Consider the following 18,885-nt stretch of genomic DNA (forward strand, 5'->3'; position numbering starts at 1 on the left):
GGCCGGTCGGAGCCGAGCGGGTGGACGTGGTCGGCCGAGATCAGGGTGAGCAGTGTGCTAGGGACCCCTGGGCGAGGATCTGCCGGTTGAGCGGCACCGGGTCCTGCGTCGTGCCGGGCGGGATCAGCCCCGGGAAGGCCTCGTCCTTGGTGGCCATGAGGGATTCCAGCGCGCCGACGGCCGCGTCGAAGGTGATCTTGGCGGCGCCCGCCTCCGGGGCGATGAAGAACTCCATCCCGGCCCAGACGTTGATGGCCGCGCCCTGGAGCATGTTGCGCAGCAGCGTGTGGTCGAGGTCGGCGGAGTTGACCGCGTGCAGGAACGGTGCGATGGCGTCGCCCATCTGCCGTCCCGTGCTCTGCAGCCACTTCTCGATGTCGACGGGGGAGGCCCCGGGGCCCGGCGGGGCGGGGACGATGCGGGCCGCGCCGGCCGCGTAGAAGCGGGCGGCCGGGCCGGCCAGGCTCGGCCAGTCGTGGCGCACCATGTGCGGGGCGCCGGGTCCGAAGAACGCCGCGCTGACCCGGTCCATCAGATCGCGGGCGTGCGCCTGGTCCGGCTCCTGGCCCACCGCCGAGGTGAGCACGCCGAACAGGTGGGCGCGGAACGCCGGGTTGAGCGCGGCCGGCCCGTGGAAGAGGTCGCGCAGTTGCCCCTTGGAGAGCGAGTCGGCGAAGGCACGGGCGGCGATCGGGTTGGCGGCGAGCGCGTCGAGGAGCGCCGTCTGCTGCTGCGGGGAGATGTGGTAGTGGTCGACGTGGACGGGGAACTGGGGTCCGATCACCACCCATCCGAGGCCCTGGGCGACGTCGTCGGTGACGTTCTTGCTCAGCTGCCCGCCGGCGTACGCGGTGACCAGCGCCTGGACGCCGGTGGCGTCGCTCATCATGCGTTCGATCTGGAAGCGGGTGAGGTTGTCGAAGAACCCCGCGGTGAAGTACGGGTCGTTGACGTGTTGGGCGAGGACGCGGTCGATCGTCGCGAGGTTGTCGCTGCCGGGGTTGGGCTCCAGCTGGCCGGCCAGCTTCGCCCCGGCGTCGGTCCGGGCCTGGTTGCGCAACTGCTCGACGGCGCGGTCCACGGCGCCGTCCGGCACGGTGATCGGGGAGCCCTGGGCGCGGACGGTGACGCCTCCGGCGCGCAGGAAGGCCTGGGCGACCAGGGCGACGTTCTTGTCGGTGTCGTGGGCCCGGGCCAGTTCCGCCGTCACCTGGCTGTCCAGCGGATTGCACAGGCCGCCGCCGTTCTGGTAGGCGAGGACGGCCGAGGTCAAGGTGGTGCGTACCCAGGTCTGCAACTGCTCGATGGCAGCGGTGCAGTCCTTGGAATACTGGTAGAGGTTCTCCGGTATCGCGGATACCAGGGCCATGTCTGCGCGGTGTCCCTACTGTCCGTTCCTGTGTGCGGCGCGTGCCTGTGCGGTGGCCCGGTCCACGCCGGCCTTGAGGCTGCGGGCGGCGGCCAGCAGGTCTTTGAGGGCCGCCTGTTCGCGGGCGAACTCGCCCTCGAAGGCCCGGCGTTTGCCGCCCTGCCAGTTGTCGCTCGTCGGGGCGGCCAGGAGAGCCTGGCGCCGGCCGGCCCGCCGGCCGATCAACGCGTCGAGTCTGGCGGCCAGTTGGCTCAGTTCCTTGCTGAGCCGGTCGGCGGCGTGCACGTCGTACGTGGGTGGCATCCTTGAGTCCGTTTCCCGCTGGGCCGAGGCACGGAACGATTCTCGGCCGGGTACGAGGCGGTGTCATCGGCCCTGAGCGCAGTGGTGTTGACCCTGCGCGCAAGGTGTGGGCGCGGTTCAGCCGGCCAGTTGGACGCCGCCGGCGACGCCGTCGGTCACCAGGTAGCCGCGCCCCGGCAGCGGTGCCATCCGGTCGTACCGGGGGAGTTCGGTGCCGAGCAGGTCGCCGTCGAGGTCGTGGTCGGGGGTGAGCAGTACACCGCAGCGGCTGTCGCGGGCCCGTTGCGTCCAGTGGCCGTAGAGGCGGCGCAGGGCGTCGGAGCGGCCGGCCGCGATCAGGTGGCGGCGGTGGACGCCGGAGGAGGCGAGCCACCGTTCCAGCACGCCGAGTTCGTCGTCCACCGTGTCGGCGTCGTCCACCAGCAGCAGGACGGGGCCGTCCGGCGCGGGCGGGAAGAGGGCGGCCTCCAGGTGGTGGTAGCCGGTGACCACGACGGCCGGCGCGGGCAGGTCGCGCAGCGGGGAGCGGCGCGGGGCGAAGGCGATCACGCCCGGCGGGGTGCCGGGGGCGGCCATGGCGAGCCGGGCGACGGTGTCCAGCGCCGTGCTGCGCCCCGACCGCTGCGGACCGGCCACCAGCGCGTGCTCGTTCTCGTACAGCCGCAGCCCGGCGCACCCCAGGGTGTCGGCGTCCAGCCCGACCGGCAGCCACCAGGGGTCCGCGCCGACCGACGCGGAGGCGGACAGGCCCGCGAGCGGGACGCGGGTGGGAAGCAGGCCGACCTCCGGCGCGACGCGGACCGCGCCGGGGTGGCGGTCGGCGGCGCGGACGACGGCCTCGGGCAGGTCACCGCCGGGCCGGGCGATCTGGATCACCTGGCGGCTCGCGGTCACCACCGCGCGGCCGGGTACGGGGGCGGGGACGGCGCCGCGCGGCACGTCGAAGTAGCCGTACTCGCCCGGGTCGGCCAGGCGCAGCAGCAGCTTGGTGGCGGTCAGCGCCGACCAGGCGGCCGGCACCGCGCCGGAGCGGTCGGCGCCGACCGCGAACCGGATGCCCACGGCGGGGCCGTCGGCGTAGACGCGGGCCAGTTCGTCCATGAGGTTCAGGCCGGCCACGTCCTTGTCGAAGTCGCCGAGGAGCGCGCCGAGGTTGTCGATCAGCACCAGCCAGTCGGGGGCGTCGGCGGCGCCCTGGGACTTGCGGCGGTCGAGTTCGCGGCGGAGCAGCTTGACGAGGCGGATCTGGCGTTCGCGTTCCGCGGCGCCGACGTGGGCGCCGGTGTGCGGCAGTCCGGCGAGCGGGGCCAGGTCGCCGGCGCCCATGTCGAGGACGAACAGGTGGCAGCGGTCGGGCGGGGCCGCCTCGGCGACGGTCAGCGCCAGGGAGGCGAGCGCGGTGGTGGTCCCGGCGCCCACGCCGCCGTGGATCAGCAGGTTGCCGGCGGCCGGGTCCCAGCCGACCGGGTACTGCCGCTGCTGGTCGGGGTCGTCGGCGAGGGCCCAGGAGGGCAGGCCGCAGGTGGCGGTGTGCAGCCCGCGTTCCGCCAGCGGCGGCAGCGCGGCGCGGTCCACCACGGCGGGCAGCGGAACGGGCCAGGGGCGCCGGGGCGGGGCGAGGCCGGCGAGAGCGGCGGCCTCCCGGGCGGCGCGCACCAGCCGCCGCAGATCGCTCTCCTCCTCCCCGGCCGGGGAGGCCGGGGCCTCGGCGGGGCGGCCGAGCCGGAACGGCTCCGCGGTCACCGGAGCGGTGACCGCGGCCCGCGGGGTGACCCCGGTGGACAGCGCGGTCTGCACCGGAAGCACCTCGCGGGCGCTGAGCCGGTAGTAGGCGCGGCCCCACTGCCGGGTGCCGATGCCGGCCGCGGCCGGGTCGTCGATCACGTCCTGCGAGTCGCTCGCGCTCTCCAGGCGCAGCGCGATGCGCAGCTTGACGTTGTTCTTGATGGCGTCGTTGACCGACCCGGCCGGGCGCTGGGTGGCCATCACCAGGTGCACCCCGAGGGTCCGGCCGCGCTGCGCGACGGAGACCAGCGAGTCGACGAAGTCGGGGAGCGCCTTGACCAGTGTGGCGAACTCGTCGATGACCACGACGAGCCGGGGCATCGGCTCCAGGTCGCCGCGTCCGGTGTCGCGGAGCCGCTGGTAGTCGCGGATGTGGCCGAGGCCCACCGCACGCAACAGGCGCTCGCGGTGGCGCACTTCGGCGTCCAGGCAGCGCAGGGCGCGTTCGCCGAGTCGCTCGTCGAGGTCGGTGACGAGGCCGACGGTGTGCGGGAGCGCGGCGCATTCGTCCAGCGCGCCGCCGCCCTTGTAGTCGATGAGCGCGAACGTCAGGTGCTCGGGGCCGGCGTCCACGGCCATGCCGACGATCAGGGTGCGCAGCAGTTCGCTCTTGCCCGATCCGGTGGTCCCGGCGATGAGGGCGTGCGGTCCGTCGTCGTCCAGGTCGACGGTGAACAGGTCGCGTTCGCTCACCCCGAGGACGGCGCCGACGCGCAGCCCGGGGGCGCGGTGCCGCCAGCGTTCGGCGACGGCCGCGCCGGTCACCGAGGGCAGGCCCAGCAGCGGCAGCAGCGGGACCCGGTCGGGCAGCCCGGCGCCGTCGGCCCGCAGCTCGGGGTCCTCGAAACGGGCCAGGGCCCGTGCGGTGCGCCGCGCCTCGCCGAGCGGTACGCCGGTGAGCAGCACGTCCTCGGTCACCTCGGCGCGGGCCACGTCGCGTACCCGTCCGACGCCGGCGGCGGGGACGGTGATCACCGAGGTGCACAGGGCGGGCAGCCGGGTGGTGAGCACAAGTCCCGCGCAGCGCGGGGCGGACGAGGAGAGCAGATCGCGCAGCGGGCAGGGGCGCCCCTCCAGCAGCGCCGCGCCGTCCACCACCGCGAGCAGCACCGGCCCGGTGCCTTCCTCGGCGGCTCGCGGGGCCGAGGCGAGCAGGGCGCGGGCGAGCGATTCGCACTGCTCGGGGCCGGACGCCACCAGATGGCCGGCGGCGCCCCGCGGATCGGCGCCGTGCGGCAGCCACTTGGTCCACTCCCAGTCCGCCAGCCGGTCCGCGTCGGTGAAGAGCGCCACCGTCACATCGGCCGGGCCGCTGCCCACCACCGCCTGGCACAGCAGCGAACGCGCCACCGCCAGCGCCGCCGCCCGGTCCCCCTCCAGCCCCACCGCCCGCCCCGCCGACAACTCCACCGGCACCGGCACCAACGGCAGCACGGCCCGCGCCGCCAGCACGGCCGCCGCCTCCGGGGCCGCCTCCGGACCCCCGGCGCCCAGCGGCGGCGACCACGGCAGCGCGGCGTGTCCGGCCACCGCGGTGAGGAAGTCCGCCATCCCCGGCCGCCGTTCCCACAGCGCCACGCCCGGTGCGGTGGCCCGGTGCACCACCTCGGCGGGGTCGGGGTGGGCGGCGCGCCGGGCCCGTACCTCGGCGGCGTGGCACCCGGCCACCACCCGCTCGAACGCGGCCAGCCGGGCGGCGTGCTCCCGCATGCCCCGGCGGAACGTGAACCGTCCGCGCAGCCGATCCTCCACGAAGTTGGCGGCGAACATCATCGGCGTCAGGGCGGCGATCGCCGCGTAGCGCACATCGTGCGTGAGGACCACGATCACCGCCGCCAGCGCCAGCGGCCCGAGCATGCTGGAGACGCTGAACGGGGCCTTGTCGGCACGCGGCGGACGGGCGGGCGGCGACAGTGCCGGAACCGGCGGTGAACCCCCGTCCCGGGGCGCCCGGTTGAACGGCAGCGTGCCGCCCGGCCCCGCCTCGCGCACCGGGTCGACGTGCTGCACCGCGGAGAGCCGCGCGGCCGGAACCACCTGGAGCAGCACCTCACCGCCGAGCGAGACGAGATCGTCCGGCCCGACGGCGACCGGCCCCGCGATCCGCTCCGCGTTCACATCGGTGCCGTTGGCCGAGGCCAGGTCGTCCACGGTCACCCGGCCGTCGGCGCCGACCTCCACCACGGCGTGGCGGCGCGACACCCCGTCCGCAGTGACCCGGACGTTCGCCTCGGCGCCGCGGCCGACCACCGTGCGCCCCGGCCGCAGCGGGTACGCGCGTCCGGCCTCCAGGCCGCCGACCACCCGCAGCACGGCCACGGTGCCGCGCGCCCGGGGCACGGTGAGCCGGTCGGCCGGCCCCACCAGCGAACCGTGGACCAGCCCGGAACCGTACAGACCGGTGTCCGGCGGCGCCACCCGGCCGTCCACGCTCAGCGCGCCGGCGGCCACCCCCAGCACCCCCGCCAGATCCGCCAGGCACGCGTCCGGTCTGCCGACGCGCAGCCGGAGTTCGCGCTCACATCCGCCGTCCGCGAAGACGATCCGCACCGTGCCGTCCCTCCCCGCCGCTACCCGCTCCGCCCCGGCGAGTCTGACGGGGCGCCGGGCGGACGGCATCGGCCGGGAGCGCAGAACCGTTGACCAGGAGCGCCCTTCGCCGGACGGGCCGGACGGCGCGGTGCCGGTGCGCTCGACGTGCCACCGTGCGCCGCGCCGTGCGCCCGGGTACGGCTCCGGCGGGCCCGGCGCGGGGATAGATTCTCCTCGCGAGGGCAGGTACCCCGGGGAGGCGACAGGTGGGGATCACGGTCCGGCCGGGGTGGCGCCGTTACTCGCCGCGGCTCTACCGGTCCTGGGACGAGGACGGCGGCCCGCTGTGGTCGGTCTACGACCGGCAGATGGGGGCCGACTGCGCCCTGCCCGGCACCGACGGGGGCCTGCGGCTGCTGCTGTTCCCCGTCCCCGAACAGGCCGACCGGTGGCTGGAGATGTGCTACCGCGCCTGGGGCCGCATCCCGGTGGCCGAGTAACCGGGCGGCCGTTCAGTCCGCCAGGGTCCGCAGGTCCGCCACGATGCCGGAGAGCGGCGGCAGGGCGTCGATACGGCGCTGCAACCCCTTGGCACGGTGCCGGAACCCCGGATCGTCCAGCACCGCGCGCACCGCCGTGCTCAGCGACTCCTCGGTGACGTCCTCCACGTTCAACCGCCGTGCCACGCCCAGCTCTTCGAGCCGGGAGGCGTTGGCGGACTGCTCGGCGAACATCGGCACGGCCACCATCGGCACGCCGGCGCCGAGGGATTCGCGCACCCCGTTGAAGCCGGCGTGGGTGATGAACAGGTCGCAGGAGCGCAGCAGCAGCTCCTGCGGCGCGAACGACACCAGGTGCACGTTGCCGGCCCGCGTCCCGGTCCACTCCAGCGGGCTCACCCCGGGGCCGAGGGCGACCACGGCGGTGACCGGCAGCCCGGCGAGGGCGCGGACGATGACGTCGAGCAGGCCGGAGGCGGCGGAGCCGGGCAGCCGGGAGGCGTTGGAACCGAGAGTGGCCAGCACCAGCGGACGGTCGTCGGGCAGCTCGGCGAGGTGCGGGTCGAGCGGCGCGGCGGCCGGAGCCGTGGTGCGGTAGTGGCGGGTGTGCGGCAGCCGGTCCGACGCCGGGTAGAACGCCTCGGGGACCACGGCGGCCCGCAGGCCGCGCATCGGGTGCCAGGGGTCGGCGACCGGGGCCAGATCCAGCTCGGCGCGCTGCCGGTTGACCTCCTCGGCGACCAGCGGGTGGGCGTAGGGGGCCATGGGCGCGATGTCCAGGGCGCCGTGCGCCAGCCCGAGACGTTCGGCGGCGAGGTAGCCGCCGTACTCGGTGGACTCGCGCAACAGCAGGTCCGGCTTCCACGACTCGGCCGCCGTCAGCAGGTCACGGGCGCTGCGCCCGGCGAGCAGTCCGGCGAACCCCCGGGCGAAGAAGGCCGGATCCAGCTCCACCGTGACCCGGCCGATCCGGTCCAGCGGCAGCTCGATCCCGGCCCCGGCGACCTGCGCCTCCCGGACCGCCTCGGCCAGCGAGCGCATGCCCGGCAGCGGAAGCGCGGTCAGCCCCCGCTCCTCGATCACCCCGGTCAGGTCGGGGCCGGTCGCCACCGCCACCTCGTGGCCGGCCTCCCGTGCCGCGAGCGCGACGGGGAGCACCACGGGTGCCAGATGCGAGTAACTGGGGTGAGCGGTGAAGAGGATGCGCATGTCCCTCATTTCCCAGGTCGTGGCGGAGCCCCACGGATCGTGGCGGGCCGGGGTGGACCGGGGTGGACCGGCGGAAAAAATGTACAGCCGTTGAGATCCGTGCCGAAGTCCGGGCGAACGGATCCGGCCAGCCTCCGCGACCCGCAAGAGCCCCGGTACGGACGGGGTACGGACGGCGAGGGCGCTTGTAGCATCGGGGCGACCACGGTCGGGAGAGGAGATCGCTGTGACCGCCGCCGAAGCCGGGCGCCCGGCAGCGACACGGGAGCGGACCTGCGGCGCGGCCACCCCGGAACGCAAGGGCGAACGCACCCGCCGCCGGATCCTGGCGGCGGCCCGCCGCAAGTTCGCCGAGGTCGGCTACGAACGCGCCACGATCCGGGCGATAGCCGCCGAGGCGGACGTCGACAAGTCCTCCGTGATCCAGTACTTCGGCACCAAGCAGGACCTGTTCCGGGAGGCCGTCCACTGGCACATCCCCATCGAGGAGCTGACCTCGACGGACCCGGCCCGCACGGTGGAGAACTACCTGCGCGGCATGCTCGGCGCCTGGGCCGCCGACCCGGACAGCCCCATGGCCGTCCTGCTGCGGACCGCCCTGACCAGCGAGGAGGCCGCCGAGACGCTGCGCCGCCACATCACCGCGGAGGCCGTCACCCCGCTGGCCGCCACCGTGGCCGCCCCCGACGCCCGGCTGCGGGCCGCGTTGAGCGGCGCCATGATGATGGGCATCGCCAGCCATCGCTACCTGCTGCGGATGCCGGACCTCGCCGAGGCCGACCTGGAGGACGTGCTGCGCGTCGCCGCCCCCCTCTTCCGCGCCCTGATCGCCCCGGACTGACGGTACGTCAGGAGCGGGTGCGTCCGCTGTTGCACACCCGTGCGAGGATCGCTGTGGCCGACCGCGTGCGCGGCGGCCGTGTGCTCAACGACCGTGTGCTTCAGCGAAGGGAAACCACCGGTGCCGCAGATCAGCGTGGACCACTCCGCCGACCTCGCCTTCGACCGGCGGGGCTTCGCCCTGGCCGCCCATGCCGTGGCCGCCGAGATCATCGGCTGCCGCGTCGAGGACTGCAAGACCCGGTTCCGTACCGTGGCGGAGACCGTCGTCGCCGACGGCGGGGGCGAACACGCCGTCGTCGTCGGCGAGATGCGCATCATGCCGGGCCGCACCCAGCAGGCCAAGGCAGCGCTGAGCGAGGCCCTGGTGGCCAAGCTCGCCGAATACGTCAAGCCCGAGCCGGGCCGCCGCGTCCATCTGGCCTGGACCGTGCTGGACCAGACGCCGGAGACCTACCGGCGCGCTGAACTGCGCGGCTGACCCGCGCCACGACGCGGTACGCCGCCGGACCCGCGGCCCGGCGGCGTACCCGGCATCGTCCTCAGGCCAGGATCGCGTCGATCTCCGCCAACTCCTCGTCGCCCAGCGCCAGTTGGCTGGCCGCGGCGACGTTCTGCTCCAGCTGGCGGACACTGCTGGCGCCGATCACCGCGGAGGCCACCGTGTCGTCCCGCAGCACCCAGGCCAGCGCGAACTGGGCCAGGGTCTGGCCGCGCCGCCGGGCGAGGGCGTTCAGCTCGCGCAGCCGGGCCAGCAGCTGCGGGGTGATGGAGTCCGGGGTGAGGAACGGGCTGGCGCCCGCGGCCCGGGAGGTGGCCGGAACGCCGTCGAGGTAGCGGTCGGTGAGCAGGCCCTGCTCCAGCGGAGAGTAGACGATGGCCCCGGCGCCGGCCTCCCGCAGCGCCGGCCACAACCCGGTCTCCGGCCCGCGGTCCAGCATCGAGTACCTGGGCTGGTGGATCAGCAGCGGGGTGCCCAGCTCGCGCAGGATGCGGGCGGCCTGCCGGGTCTGCTCCGCCGGGTAGTTGGAGATCCCGGCGTACAGCGCCTTGCCCTGCCGCACCGCGGAGTCCAGCGCGCCCATGGTCTCCTCCAGGGGCGTGTCCGGGTCGTAGCGGTGCGAGTAGAAGACGTCGACGTACTCCAGGCCGGTCCGCTCCAGGCTCTGGTCGAGGGAGGCCAGCAGATACTTGCGGGAACCCCACTCGCCGTACGGACCGGGCCACATCAGATAGCCGGCCTTGGTGGAGACCACGATCTCGTCCCGGTACGGGCGCAGGTCCTGGCGCAGCACGCGGCCGAACGCGCTCTCCGCGGCGCCCGGCGGCGGACCGTAGTTGTTGGCCAGGTCGAAGTGGGTCACCCCGAGGTCGAAGGCCCGGGTGACGATGGCCCGTTGCGTCTCCAGCGGCCGGTCGGTGCCGAAGTTGTGCCACAACCCCAGGGAGAGCACGGGGAGCTTGAGACCGCTGCGTCCGACACGCCGGTAGAGCATGCCGTCGTAGCGGCCGGGGTCTGCTGTGTACACGGTGCGTTCTCTTCCGTTCACGGTGGTGGTGCGGTGACCACCCTCTCGCGCGGCCCGGGGCGGCGTCCAACAGGAGAACGCGAACGGATTGTGCGGTTAGGCTGCTGAATCATGGAACTGCGCCACCTGGAGTACTTCGTCGCCGTCGCCGAGGAACGGCACTTCACCCGGGCCGCCGTGCGGTTGCAGGTGTCGCAGTCCGGGCTCTCCGCGTCGATCCGGTCGCTGGAACGGGAGCTGGGCGCCGCGCTGTTCGTCCGCAGCACCCGCAGCGTGGCGCTGACCGAGGCGGGCCGGGCGCTGCTGGACGAGGCGTCGCGGACGCTGGCGAGCGCCCGGGCCGCCCGGGAGGCGGTGGCCGCCACCCAGGGGCTGCTGCGCGGCGCGCTGACCGTCGGCACCGAGCAGTGCGTCGCCGGCGTCCACCCGCCGTCCCTGCTCGCCGCCTTCCACCAGCGCCACCCCCGGGTGGAGATACGGCTGCGCCAGGCCGGCTCGCTCCAGCTCGTCGAGGAGGTCGCGGCCGGCCGGATCGACGTGGCCTTCGTGGTCTCCCCGGACGCCCCCTCGTCCCGGGTCCGGATGCTGCCGCTGACCGGCGAACCGATGACGCTGCTGTGCCACCGCGGTCACCACCTCGCCGGGAACGGCCCGGTGGAGCTCGGCGCGCTCGGCCGGGAGCGGTTCGTGGACCTCCACCCCTCGTGGGGCCCGCGCCGCATCACCGACCGGGCGTTCACCACGGCCGGGGTGCGCCGGCAGGTGGCCTTCGAGGTCAACGACGTGCACAGCCTGCTCGAACTCGTCCAGGAGGGCCTCGGCGTCGCCGTCGCCCCCGCCCACTTCGCCGCCAAGCCGCAGGCCGCCGGGCTGGTCGCCGTCCCGCTCGCCGACACCCCGGCCGGCCCCCGCCCCCGTTACCTCTCCTCGGCCGCCGCCCCGGCCGACACCACGGGCAACCCGGCGGCGCACGCGCTCCTCGCCCTGCTGGAGGCCACGGCGCCCCCGGCCTGAACCTCGCGGACGGAACCGGCGTCAGGGCGCGTGCCACCCGTCGTACCTCATCCGTGGGAATGCGGCGTAGTTCGGCGCGGGTCGGCGGGCCCGGGGCTGGGAGCCTGCTGGCGTCGGCAGGTGTCCGGCACAGTTGAGAAGGAGTTGAGCGATGACGGTTTCCAGCGGTCGCAACGGGGTGCGCAAGGTTGCGGTGGCGTTGGCCATGGGCGGCGGACTGGTGCTGCTGCCCGTGGGCATGGCACAGGCCGACACCAGCGTGTCCACCAACGCCGGCTCGGTCGCGCAGCGGGTGACCTCGGACGTCGCCCACGTGGCCACCGAGGGCGCCGAGGGCCTGCTCAGCCCGGACGACGCCGCCGGCGGCAAGGGCGGCGCGGCCAAGGGCAAGGGCCACCCCTCCGACGCCCACGGCAAGGGCAAGGCCGGCGACGGCCACGGCAAGGGCCGCGGCAAGGGCAAGGGCGGCGACGGCCACGGCAAGGGCTCAGGAGGAAAGGGCGGCGACAAGCGGTCCTGACCACCGCCCCCACCGGTGGCCGCCGACCTCCCCGGCGGCCACCCCCGCGTCCCGGCACCCGACACGGGGCCGCCGCGCGTCAACGGTGCGCGCGCCCGGGCCGGTTCGCCGGGCGCTTCCCGGCCGGGCCGGGCGACCGTGCGCGGCCGGTGGTGACCGTTCGTGGTGCCTCCGCGCCGACGGGCCGGCGGTCCGCCGCGCGTCAACGGGGCGGTCCCCGGCGACGGGGCGGGGTCACGCCGTGCCGCGCATCACCACCCGGGCCACCTCGACCCGGGAGCGCACGCCGAGTTTGCGGTAGGCGCGGGTGAGCGCGGCTTCGACGGTCTTGACGCTCACCACGAGGCCCGCCGCGATCTCGCGGTTGCTGGCGCCTTCGGCGACCCGGGCCACCACGGCCCGTTCGGTACCGGTGAGGCGGTCGGCCCAGGACGGGTCGCAGGGCGGAGCGGGGGAGGGGGCGCGGAGGGCGAGGCGGTCGCGTTCGGCGCGGGTGAGCAGCGCCCAGGGGCGGGCCCCGGCGCGGGTGAAGAGGTGGAGCGCGTCGGTGAGGGCGGCGTGGGCGTAAGCGGCCTCGGCACGGCGGACGTCGAGCCGGCCCAGCGCCAGTCGGGCGCGGCCCTCCTCCAGCGGGTAGCGCAGCCGGGCCAGCGAACCGGCCGCCCGCTCCAGACCGGTCGCCGCCGCCTCCAGGTCACCGCGGGCCTCGGCCACCAGGGCCGCCGAACGTTCCAGCAGCGCCAGGACACCGGGGCGGCGCAGCCGGACCGCCTGGGCCCGGGCCCGGCCGATCACCTCGGCCGCCTCGTCGGCGGCGCCGGTACGCGCCAGCGCCTCGGCGAGGTCGGGGTGCCAGCGCCGGGCGGCCGGATCGCCCTGGCCCTGCGCGGTCTCCAGCACGGCCACCCGCCGCAGCAGGCTCGCCGCGGCCTCGTACTCGCCGAGGAACAACCGCAGTTGGCCCTCGGCGTGCAGCGCGCGCGGCAGGAAGAGCAGGTCGCCGTCGTCCTCGCTGTGCCGGCGGGCCGCCTCCGCCGCGGCGAGCGCCCGGCCGGGGTCGCCGCCCGCCGCCTCGGCCAGCGCCACCGCGTACCAGGCGGGCCCCGGGCTCAGTCCGGCCCGTTCGGCGATCCGCAGGCTCTGCCGGGCCAGGTCGAGGGCCTGACCGCAGCGGCCCCGGTGGATCTCGACCTGGGCCAGCGCGCACAGGCACTGGCCCAGGCTCTCCGCCGAGCCGCGCTGCCGCAACGTGTAGACCAGCGCGCGCAGTTCGGTGCGTGCCTCGTCGAGCCGGTCGTGCACCAGGTGGAGGCGGTGCTTGAGGAAGACCGGGCCGTTGTGGTCGGTCATGGCCCGGGCGTCGTGCGGTTCGGCGAGGGCGGCGGCCAGGGTGCGTTCCGCCTCGGGACGGCCGAGGAAGAACTCCAGGGCGGCCTGCTGGGTACGGGCCAGCACCTCGGTGTGCCGGTCGCCGCCGCACGCGGCCAGCGTCGCGGCGCGCACCGCGTGGACGTGGGCGGCGGTGGCGGTGCCCTCGACCACCCAGGCCCGCCAGCTGAGCCGGTAGTGCAACGGGGCCAGCAGCGCCGGGTCGTCCCGGGCGTCCCGCAGCGCCTGCGGGAAGACGTCGGCGACCTCGGCCATCGCCTGGCCGCTGGAGTCGACCACGGCGTTCCAGGCGCGGACCCGGTGCGCGGGGTGGCGGGAGGCGCCCAGCACCTCGTGGGCGAGCCGCCGGGCCAGCGCGTACTCCCCGGCGGCCACCGCGTCCTCGGCCGCGGTGAGACGGCGGTCGGCGGCGACGTCCGGCTCCCACGCGGGGGTGTGGTCGGCGGCGAGCCGGCCGAGCCGGGCGGCGGTGGCCGGGGCGCCCCGGCGGCGGGCGGAACAGGCGGCCTCGGCGAGCCGGGCGGCCACCCCGGCGTCCGAGCCGGGGGTCAACAGCGCCTGGTGGTGGGCGCGTTCGACGGGGTCGTCGGCGGCGTCGGCGAGCGCGGTGTGCAACCGCACCTTCTGCTCGTGCGGGGCCTGCTCGTACAGCACCACCGGCAGCAGCGGATCGGTGAACCGGACGAGTCCGTGCGCGGGCGGCTCCACGACACCGTGGCGCACCGCCTCGTCGATGTCGTCGGCGGCGCCCGCGCAACCGGCCAGGCGCAGCAGCCGTACCGTGGGGCGCAGCGCGGTGCCGGCGGTGAGCAGGGTGTGCCGGGCGCGGGCGGGGAGCCCGTCGAGGCGGGCCAGGAGCGCGTGCCGCAGGGTGTCGGTGACCGGCAGCGGCTCGTCCGGGGCGGGTGGCCGGCCGCCGTCCGGCCGGACGCGTTCGGCGACCGCCCGGGCCAGCTCGCCGACGGTGAACGGGTTGCCGCCGCCGGCCCGGTGCACCCGGTCCACCAGGGCGTGCGGCGGACGCGGGGCGTCGGGGTCGGCGCCCTGGAGCAGCGCGGCGGTCTCCCGTACCGTCATCGGCGGCACCCGCAGCGTCAACGCCGGGGCGGGGCAGACCCGTTCGGGGTGGTTGTCCGGAACGGGGGCGCGGACGGCGGCGATCGCGGCGAGCCGCAGCCCGTGCGCGCGGCGGGCGACGAAGGCGAGCGCGTCGGCGCTGGGCCGGTCGAGCCACTGGACGTCGTCCACCACGAGGAGCACCGGTCCCCGGGCGCACAGCGCGCTGAAGGCCGCGCGTAACGCCATGTGGACGGTGAGCAGGGTGCGGCCGTCGGTGAGGTCGGTGCCGTCCGGCAGCGGTGCGCGCAGCAGGGCGGCGCGCAGGACGGCCCGTTGGTGCGGCGCGAGGCGGCCGAGGACGTCCTCGCCGGTGGCGGAGAACAGGTCGATCAGGCCGAGGAAGGGGCGGTCGCGTTCGGACCGGGCCGGTGCGCAGCGCAGCAGGTGGTGGCCGTGCGCGGCCTGCTCGTCGGCGAGCACGCTGAGCAGGTGGGTTCTGCCGATGCCGGCCGGTCCGGTGAGCACCACGCTGCCGCCGGCGGCGAGTTGGGCGCGGGCGGCGGCCAGCAGCGCGGCGCGGCCGGCGGCCGGTCCGGTGCGCGGGGCCCGGGCGGGGGAGGGGCCGGTCGGCCGCCCGGCGGGGGTCGGGGCGGCGTCGGCGGTCGGGGCGGTCGCGTGTGCCATCGCGCGGGCCTTCCGGATGCGGCCTTGGTCGGGGGCCGGCTCGGATCACAGGGGATCACGGAGACAAGTGGATCATGGACACGTCAAATTGCCATGCGGAATATATGTCCGCCCCAAGTACCGGTCAACACCTGGTATCGGCCGCGTCGGCGGCATGCGGGCGGGCCCGCCGTGACGTCACCACGGCGGGCCCGCGACCGGCCGGAACGGTCAGCCGGCGATCCGGTGCGCGGTCCAGAACGAGGTCAGATCGGTGCCGGCCACCGCCTGCGCGGCGGCCTTGAACTCCGCGGTGGTGGAGACGCCGTACCAGTGCGACCGCGCGTAGTCACGCAGCAGCCGGGACATCGCGGTGTCACCCAGCAGACGCCGCAGATCGTGCAGGGCGCACTTGCCGTATCCGTACACCACCGTCGAGTAGCGGTAGGGGTGGGCGTCCCAGTACGCCATCGAGTCGGTGATCCGTTCGTCCGGCGCGGCCCACGAGACGTCGTTCCAGCACCCGTTGCCGGACCTGCCGAGCGCCAGGTCGGTGGCGTAGTCGGCGAACGCCTCGTCCAGCCACGGGCTGTTGTACTCGTCGTCGCCGACGATGCCGTACCACCACTGGTGGGCCAGCTCGTGGGTGAGGGCGGTGGGATCGACCAGGTCGAGGACGAACCCGGGGTACTCCATGCCGCCGAACCAGAAGTCGTTGTCGAGGACCGCGTCCACCTCGCCGTACGGATACGCGCCGAACCGGGCGGCGTGGGCGTCGATCGCCGACTCGGCGGTGGACAGCATCCGGGAGGAGTCGGCCGTACCGATGCCGCTCACCGCGTAGACGTCGACCTTCACCCCGCCCGGTGAGGTGCCGGAGACCTCGCTGAACGGCCCGGCCGCCCAGGCGAAGTCGCGGACCTGGCTCGCCGTCGCCCGGGTCACCGTACGCCCGGCGGCCCCCGGGGTGTCCACCGAGGTGCCGGTGGCGGGCACCAGCAGCTTCGACGGGTGGTCCAGGGTGACGGAGAAGTCGGCGGCCGAGGAGTAGAACGCCTCGCCGTTGTCGGTGTACGGGTCCAGGTGCCATCCGGCGGCGTCCCGCAGCGCCAGCACCGGAAGCGCGTTGCCCAGGAAGGCGAAGGCGCCGTCGTGACCGAACCGGTCGGCGCCGCTGGGCACCGTTATCCCCAGGTCGAAGCCGACGGTGGCGCTGCCGCCCCGGCCCAGCGGGGCGGGCAGGGTGACCTCCAGCGCCGTGCAGTCCACCGTGAGATCGCCCGCCGTCCCGCCGGTCACCCCGGTCACCGTGATCGGGGTGGTCCCCGGGCAGTCGCCGTGGGCGTTGTCCCACAGCCGCAGGTAGACCTCGGTCAGCGGGGTCGCCGAGGCGTTGGTGAAGGTGACGCTCTCGTGGCCGTTCCACACGGTGCCGGTGGCGTCGCTGGCCAGGGTGACGGTGTAGGCGGGGGAGGCCGGGGTGCGGGTGGGGTCGGAGGCGGCGGCCGGGGCCGGCCCGGCCGCGTGGGCCGGGGGCGCGGTGGCCGCGGTGACGGTGCCGGCGGCCAGCAGCACGGCCGCGGCGGCGGCCCGAAGAGCGCCGCGCACACGGGGGTTGCCTCGTCTCATGGGATCCTCCCGGGTCCGGGTGGGGTCGCGCGATGTGGGGGGAGTGCGGCCCGCCCGCGGGTGGGCGGGCGGGCCGCGGTCACGCGTGGGGGCGGCCGGGGCTCACCCGCGGGCGGGGCTCCGGCCGCCGGGGCTCAGCAGGCGCCCTCGTCCTCCCAGACGGCCCAGGACGCCGGGGCGCCCGGCTCGGCACCGGTGGAGTACCAGGTGGCGAGCCACTTGTGGCCGTTGTGGGAGACCTCGTCGCCGGGCGCGTAACCCGAACCGGCGCTCCAGGCCGGCACGTTGCCGCAGCCGGTCGGCGGCGGGGTGCCGCCGCCGCTGATCGTCCAGGTGAAGGTGGCCGATCCGCTGCGGTTGTCGGTGTTCGTCGCGGTGACGGTGACCGACGAGGTGCCGGCGGTGGTCGGGGTGCCGGAGACCACACCGGTGGCCGGGTCGATGGCGAGGCCGGCCGGCAGCCCGGTCGCGCTGTAGCGCAGCGTCTCGCCCGCCGGGTCGGTCGCCTTGATCGGCAGGTTCACCGCGGTGCCGACGGTGCCGGTCTGGTTGCCGGGGCCGGTCACCACCGGGCTGCCCGGCTGGCTGTTGCAGGTGCCGGGCACCGGGTCGGAACCGGTCACCGAGACCGCCGCCCACGCCGCGTCGACGGTGTTGTACTCCGCGCAGTGCGCCCCGTACAGGTCGGCGGCGGCACGCAGCGAGTCCACCCGGGCCTGCGCGTAGTTCTCGTTGCTGTTGGCGTACGAGGCCAGCGCCTTGTACCAGATCTTGCCGGCCTTGTCGTTGCCGATCCCGGTCACCGTGGAGTTGTTGCACGTCGGGCTGTTGCCGTAGCCGTGGTCCCCGCTGCCGACGGCGGTGAGGAAGAACCAGTGGCTGAGCGGGCCGAGCGAGTAGTGCGGGTCGAGGTTGCCGTTGCCGCTGTCGTAGCAGTCCGGGGACTGCCCGTCGAGCGACGGCTGGTACATGTAACGCAGCGGCTTGCCGTCGCCGTTGATGTTGATCAGCTCACCCATGGTGTAGTCGGGCTTGTCCACGGGGTTGTTGGCGTAGAACTCCACCAGCGTGCCGAAGATGTCGCTGGTGCCCTCGTTCATGCCGCCGGTCTCGCCGTTCTCCTCCCAGCCGACGAGGGCGCCGCTGACGCCGTGGCTCATCTCGTGGCCGGCGACGTCGATCTCGACCAGCGGACGGGCGTCGTTCTGGCCGTCGCCGTAGGTCATCTGCTGGCCGTCCCAGAAGGCGTTGACGTAGGCGTTGCCGTAGTGGGTGCGGGACGGCACCCCCCGCCCGTCACCGAAGATGCCGTTGCGGCCCTGCACGTTCTTGTAGTAGTCGAACGTCTCGGCCGCGCCGTAGTGGGCGTCCACCCCGGCCGAGGCCGGGTCGTCGGTGGCGCCGTCGCCGAAGGAGCCGGTGGAGTTGGTGAAGACCGACCCGGTGCCGCTGGTGGCGTGGTCGAGGTTGGTGGTGTAGCCGTTGCCGTGCGACGGGTCCCGCATCGACCACGAGCCGCCGGACTGGGTCAGGTCCAGGGAGACCGTGCCGCTGTAGATGGACCTGCCGGTGCCCGCGGTGGCCGGGGCGACGGAGCGGTGGCCCGCGGTCGTCCCCGCCGGGTGCGTGGTGGCCGGCGCGAAGGTGTCCACCTCGTCGCTGGTGGCCAGGACGGTGCCGTGGTGGGCGTCGACGAAGACGTGCAGCGCGCTCGGGGTCTGGTCCGGGCGCACCCCGCGGACCACGGTCTCCCACACCAGCGTGGCCGAGTGGCCGGACATGCGCACCGCCAGCCGGGGCGCGGCCACGGAGGCGATCGTGCCGTGGAAGCGCGCCCTGGACAGCGCGGCGGCCCGGCCCGCGGTCAGCGTCGGCGTGGTCGATATCGCGCCGGTGGTCTGCGCACCCGTGGTCAGCGAACGGTAACCGCCGTCCGGGCCCAGGTGCACCACGACGTCCCCGCCGTAGGTGGGCAGACCCTTGTAGGTGCGGTCGTACCGGACGTCGGCGGCGCCGTTGGCGTCGACCACCATGTTGCGCACGGTGAACGCGTCACCGTCGGCCCGGTGCGCCTGCGCGGCGTGCGCGGCCAGCGCCTTTCCGGCCTGGTCCGCGACGCGCTTGCGGACGTCCGGCGCCGGGTGGGTGGTGAACGGGGCGGCGGTGAAGGCCGCGTGGCCCGCGGGCAGCGGGTGCGGATGCGCCTGGGGGGACGGCGGAGCCGCCGCCGCGGGGAGGGCGACGGCCACGGCGGTCGCGCAGGCGAGCGCGACCGAGGACACCCTCGCGGTTCTTCGTATGCGCATGGGGGAGGTTTCCTTTCACCTCACGCAGGGGCCGCCGCCCAACGGCACGGCGGCGAACGGGAAGGGCGACGTGCGTCTTCCGTCCGCCGGCGCCGGCCGGCAGGACCGGGCGACGGGGACCCATGGAGTGTGGGAAACCTCGGATGGACCGAAGAAGGCTGACGACGGTCGGATAGGGAAATCCCTAAGCCCCGTGGCCGGGACGGGGCGGGGCGCCGGGCACGACACGGCGGCCGGC

13 protein-coding genes are annotated in these 18,885 nt (G+C 75.3%); 5 read left to right on the plus strand and 8 right to left on the minus strand.

All coding sequences use genetic code 11. The features are described 5' to 3' along the window. Positions 1-40 precede the first annotated feature (40 nt). From SCATT_RS33005 to SCATT_RS33015, 3 genes are all read right to left on the minus strand, one after another. The gene (locus SCATT_RS33005) at positions 41-1,369 is read right to left on the minus strand and encodes a hypothetical protein (protein ID WP_014151003.1); all 1,329 of its coding nucleotides are present in this window, start codon (positions 1,367-1,369) and stop codon (positions 41-43) included. Positions 1,370-1,384: 15 nt separating this feature from the next. Next, positions 1,385-1,672, minus strand: coding sequence for a hypothetical protein (locus SCATT_RS33010; protein ID WP_014151002.1), 288 nt, complete (start codon positions 1,670-1,672; stop codon positions 1,385-1,387). 117 nt (positions 1,673-1,789) lie between these two features. Then, positions 1,790-6,007 carry an FtsK/SpoIIIE domain-containing protein gene (locus tag SCATT_RS33015; protein WP_014151001.1) on the minus strand — a complete coding sequence of 1,406 codons (4,218 nt, stop codon included), beginning with the start codon at positions 6,005-6,007 and terminating at the stop codon, positions 1,790-1,792. A 248-nt stretch (positions 6,008-6,255) separates the two neighbouring features. Here SCATT_RS33015 and SCATT_RS33020 point away from each other — a divergent pair, with 248 nt between their 5' ends. Continuing rightward, positions 6,256-6,489 (plus strand): hypothetical protein, encoded by a 234-nt coding sequence (locus SCATT_RS33020; RefSeq protein WP_014151000.1) that lies wholly within the window; start codon positions 6,256-6,258, stop codon positions 6,487-6,489. Between the two features lie 12 nt (positions 6,490-6,501). Here the strand turns inward: SCATT_RS33020 and SCATT_RS33025 are convergent, their stop codons facing one another. Beyond that, the gene (locus SCATT_RS33025; protein ID WP_014150999.1) at positions 6,502-7,698 is read right to left on the minus strand and encodes a glycosyltransferase; all 1,197 of its coding nucleotides are present in this window, start codon (positions 7,696-7,698) and stop codon (positions 6,502-6,504) included. Positions 7,699-8,020: 322 nt separating this feature from the next. Between SCATT_RS33025 and SCATT_RS33030 the strand changes: the two genes are divergently transcribed. Together SCATT_RS33030 and SCATT_RS33035 are read left to right on the plus strand one after the other, a co-directional pair. Next, positions 8,021-8,539, plus strand: coding sequence for a TetR/AcrR family transcriptional regulator (locus SCATT_RS33030; protein WP_231904981.1), 519 nt, complete (start codon positions 8,021-8,023; stop codon positions 8,537-8,539). A gap of 120 nt (positions 8,540-8,659) precedes the next feature. Next, on the plus strand, positions 8,660-9,019 hold the full coding sequence (locus SCATT_RS33035; RefSeq protein WP_014150997.1) for a 5-carboxymethyl-2-hydroxymuconate Delta-isomerase: 360 nt from the start codon (positions 8,660-8,662) through the stop codon (positions 9,017-9,019). Between the two features lie 61 nt (positions 9,020-9,080). Here SCATT_RS33035 and SCATT_RS33040 read toward each other — a convergent pair whose 3' ends face one another. Further along, the gene (locus SCATT_RS33040; protein ID WP_014150996.1) at positions 9,081-10,067 is read right to left on the minus strand and encodes an aldo/keto reductase; all 987 of its coding nucleotides are present in this window, start codon (positions 10,065-10,067) and stop codon (positions 9,081-9,083) included. A 111-nt stretch (positions 10,068-10,178) separates the two neighbouring features. On the opposite strand from SCATT_RS33040, the gene SCATT_RS33045 reads away from it, so the two are divergent. Both SCATT_RS33045 and SCATT_RS33050 read left to right on the plus strand, forming a co-directional pair. Continuing rightward, positions 10,179-11,081, plus strand: coding sequence for a LysR family transcriptional regulator (locus tag SCATT_RS33045; RefSeq protein ID WP_014150995.1), 903 nt, complete (start codon positions 10,179-10,181; stop codon positions 11,079-11,081). Positions 11,082-11,232: 151 nt separating this feature from the next. Further along, positions 11,233-11,601 (plus strand): hypothetical protein, encoded by a 369-nt coding sequence (locus SCATT_RS33050; protein ID WP_014150994.1) that lies wholly within the window; start codon positions 11,233-11,235, stop codon positions 11,599-11,601. Positions 11,602-11,835: 234 nt separating this feature from the next. On the opposite strand, the gene SCATT_RS40505 is transcribed toward SCATT_RS33050, so the two are convergent. The 3 genes from SCATT_RS40505 to SCATT_RS33065 form a co-directional block, all read right to left on the minus strand. Beyond that, complete coding sequence (locus SCATT_RS40505) at positions 11,836-14,733, minus strand: helix-turn-helix transcriptional regulator (RefSeq protein ID WP_014150993.1); 2,898 nt, start codon at positions 14,731-14,733, stop codon at positions 11,836-11,838. Between the two features lie 210 nt (positions 14,734-14,943). Further along, positions 14,944-16,341 (minus strand): M1 family metallopeptidase, encoded by a 1,398-nt coding sequence (locus SCATT_RS33060; protein ID WP_407696554.1) that lies wholly within the window; start codon positions 16,339-16,341, stop codon positions 14,944-14,946. Positions 16,342-16,475: 134 nt separating this feature from the next. Then, a complete protein-coding gene (locus SCATT_RS33065) occupies positions 16,476-18,647 on the minus strand; it encodes a M4 family metallopeptidase (RefSeq protein WP_014150991.1) in 2,172 nt (723 codons plus the stop codon). Between the last annotated feature and the right edge of the window lie 238 nt (positions 18,648-18,885).

The sequence above is a fragment of the Streptantibioticus cattleyicolor NRRL 8057 = DSM 46488 genome (genome assembly GCF_000240165.1).
Lineage (GTDB): Bacteria > Actinomycetota > Actinomycetes > Streptomycetales > Streptomycetaceae > Streptantibioticus > Streptantibioticus cattleyicolor.

Coding starts and splice junctions, on each gene's coding strand:
- SCATT_RS33025 (WP_014150999.1), bottom strand. CDS start 7,698: ATGCGCATCCTCTTCACCGCTCACCCCAGTTACTCGCATCTGGCACCC.
- SCATT_RS33005 (WP_014151003.1), bottom strand. CDS start 1,369: ATGGCCCTGGTATCCGCGATACCGGAGAACCTCTACCAGTATTCCAAG.
- SCATT_RS33045 (WP_014150995.1), top strand. CDS start 10,179: ATGGAACTGCGCCACCTGGAGTACTTCGTCGCCGTCGCCGAGGAACGG.
- SCATT_RS33065 (WP_014150991.1), bottom strand. CDS start 18,647: ATGCGCATACGAAGAACCGCGAGGGTGTCCTCGGTCGCGCTCGCCTGC.
- SCATT_RS33010 (WP_014151002.1), bottom strand. CDS start 1,672: ATGCCACCCACGTACGACGTGCACGCCGCCGACCGGCTCAGCAAGGAA.
- SCATT_RS33060 (WP_407696554.1), bottom strand. CDS start 16,341: ATGAGACGAGGCAACCCCCGTGTGCGCGGCGCTCTTCGGGCCGCCGCC.
- SCATT_RS40505 (WP_014150993.1), bottom strand. CDS start 14,733: ATGGCACACGCGACCGCCCCGACCGCCGACGCCGCCCCGACCCCCGCC.
- SCATT_RS33050 (WP_014150994.1), top strand. CDS start 11,233: ATGACGGTTTCCAGCGGTCGCAACGGGGTGCGCAAGGTTGCGGTGGCG.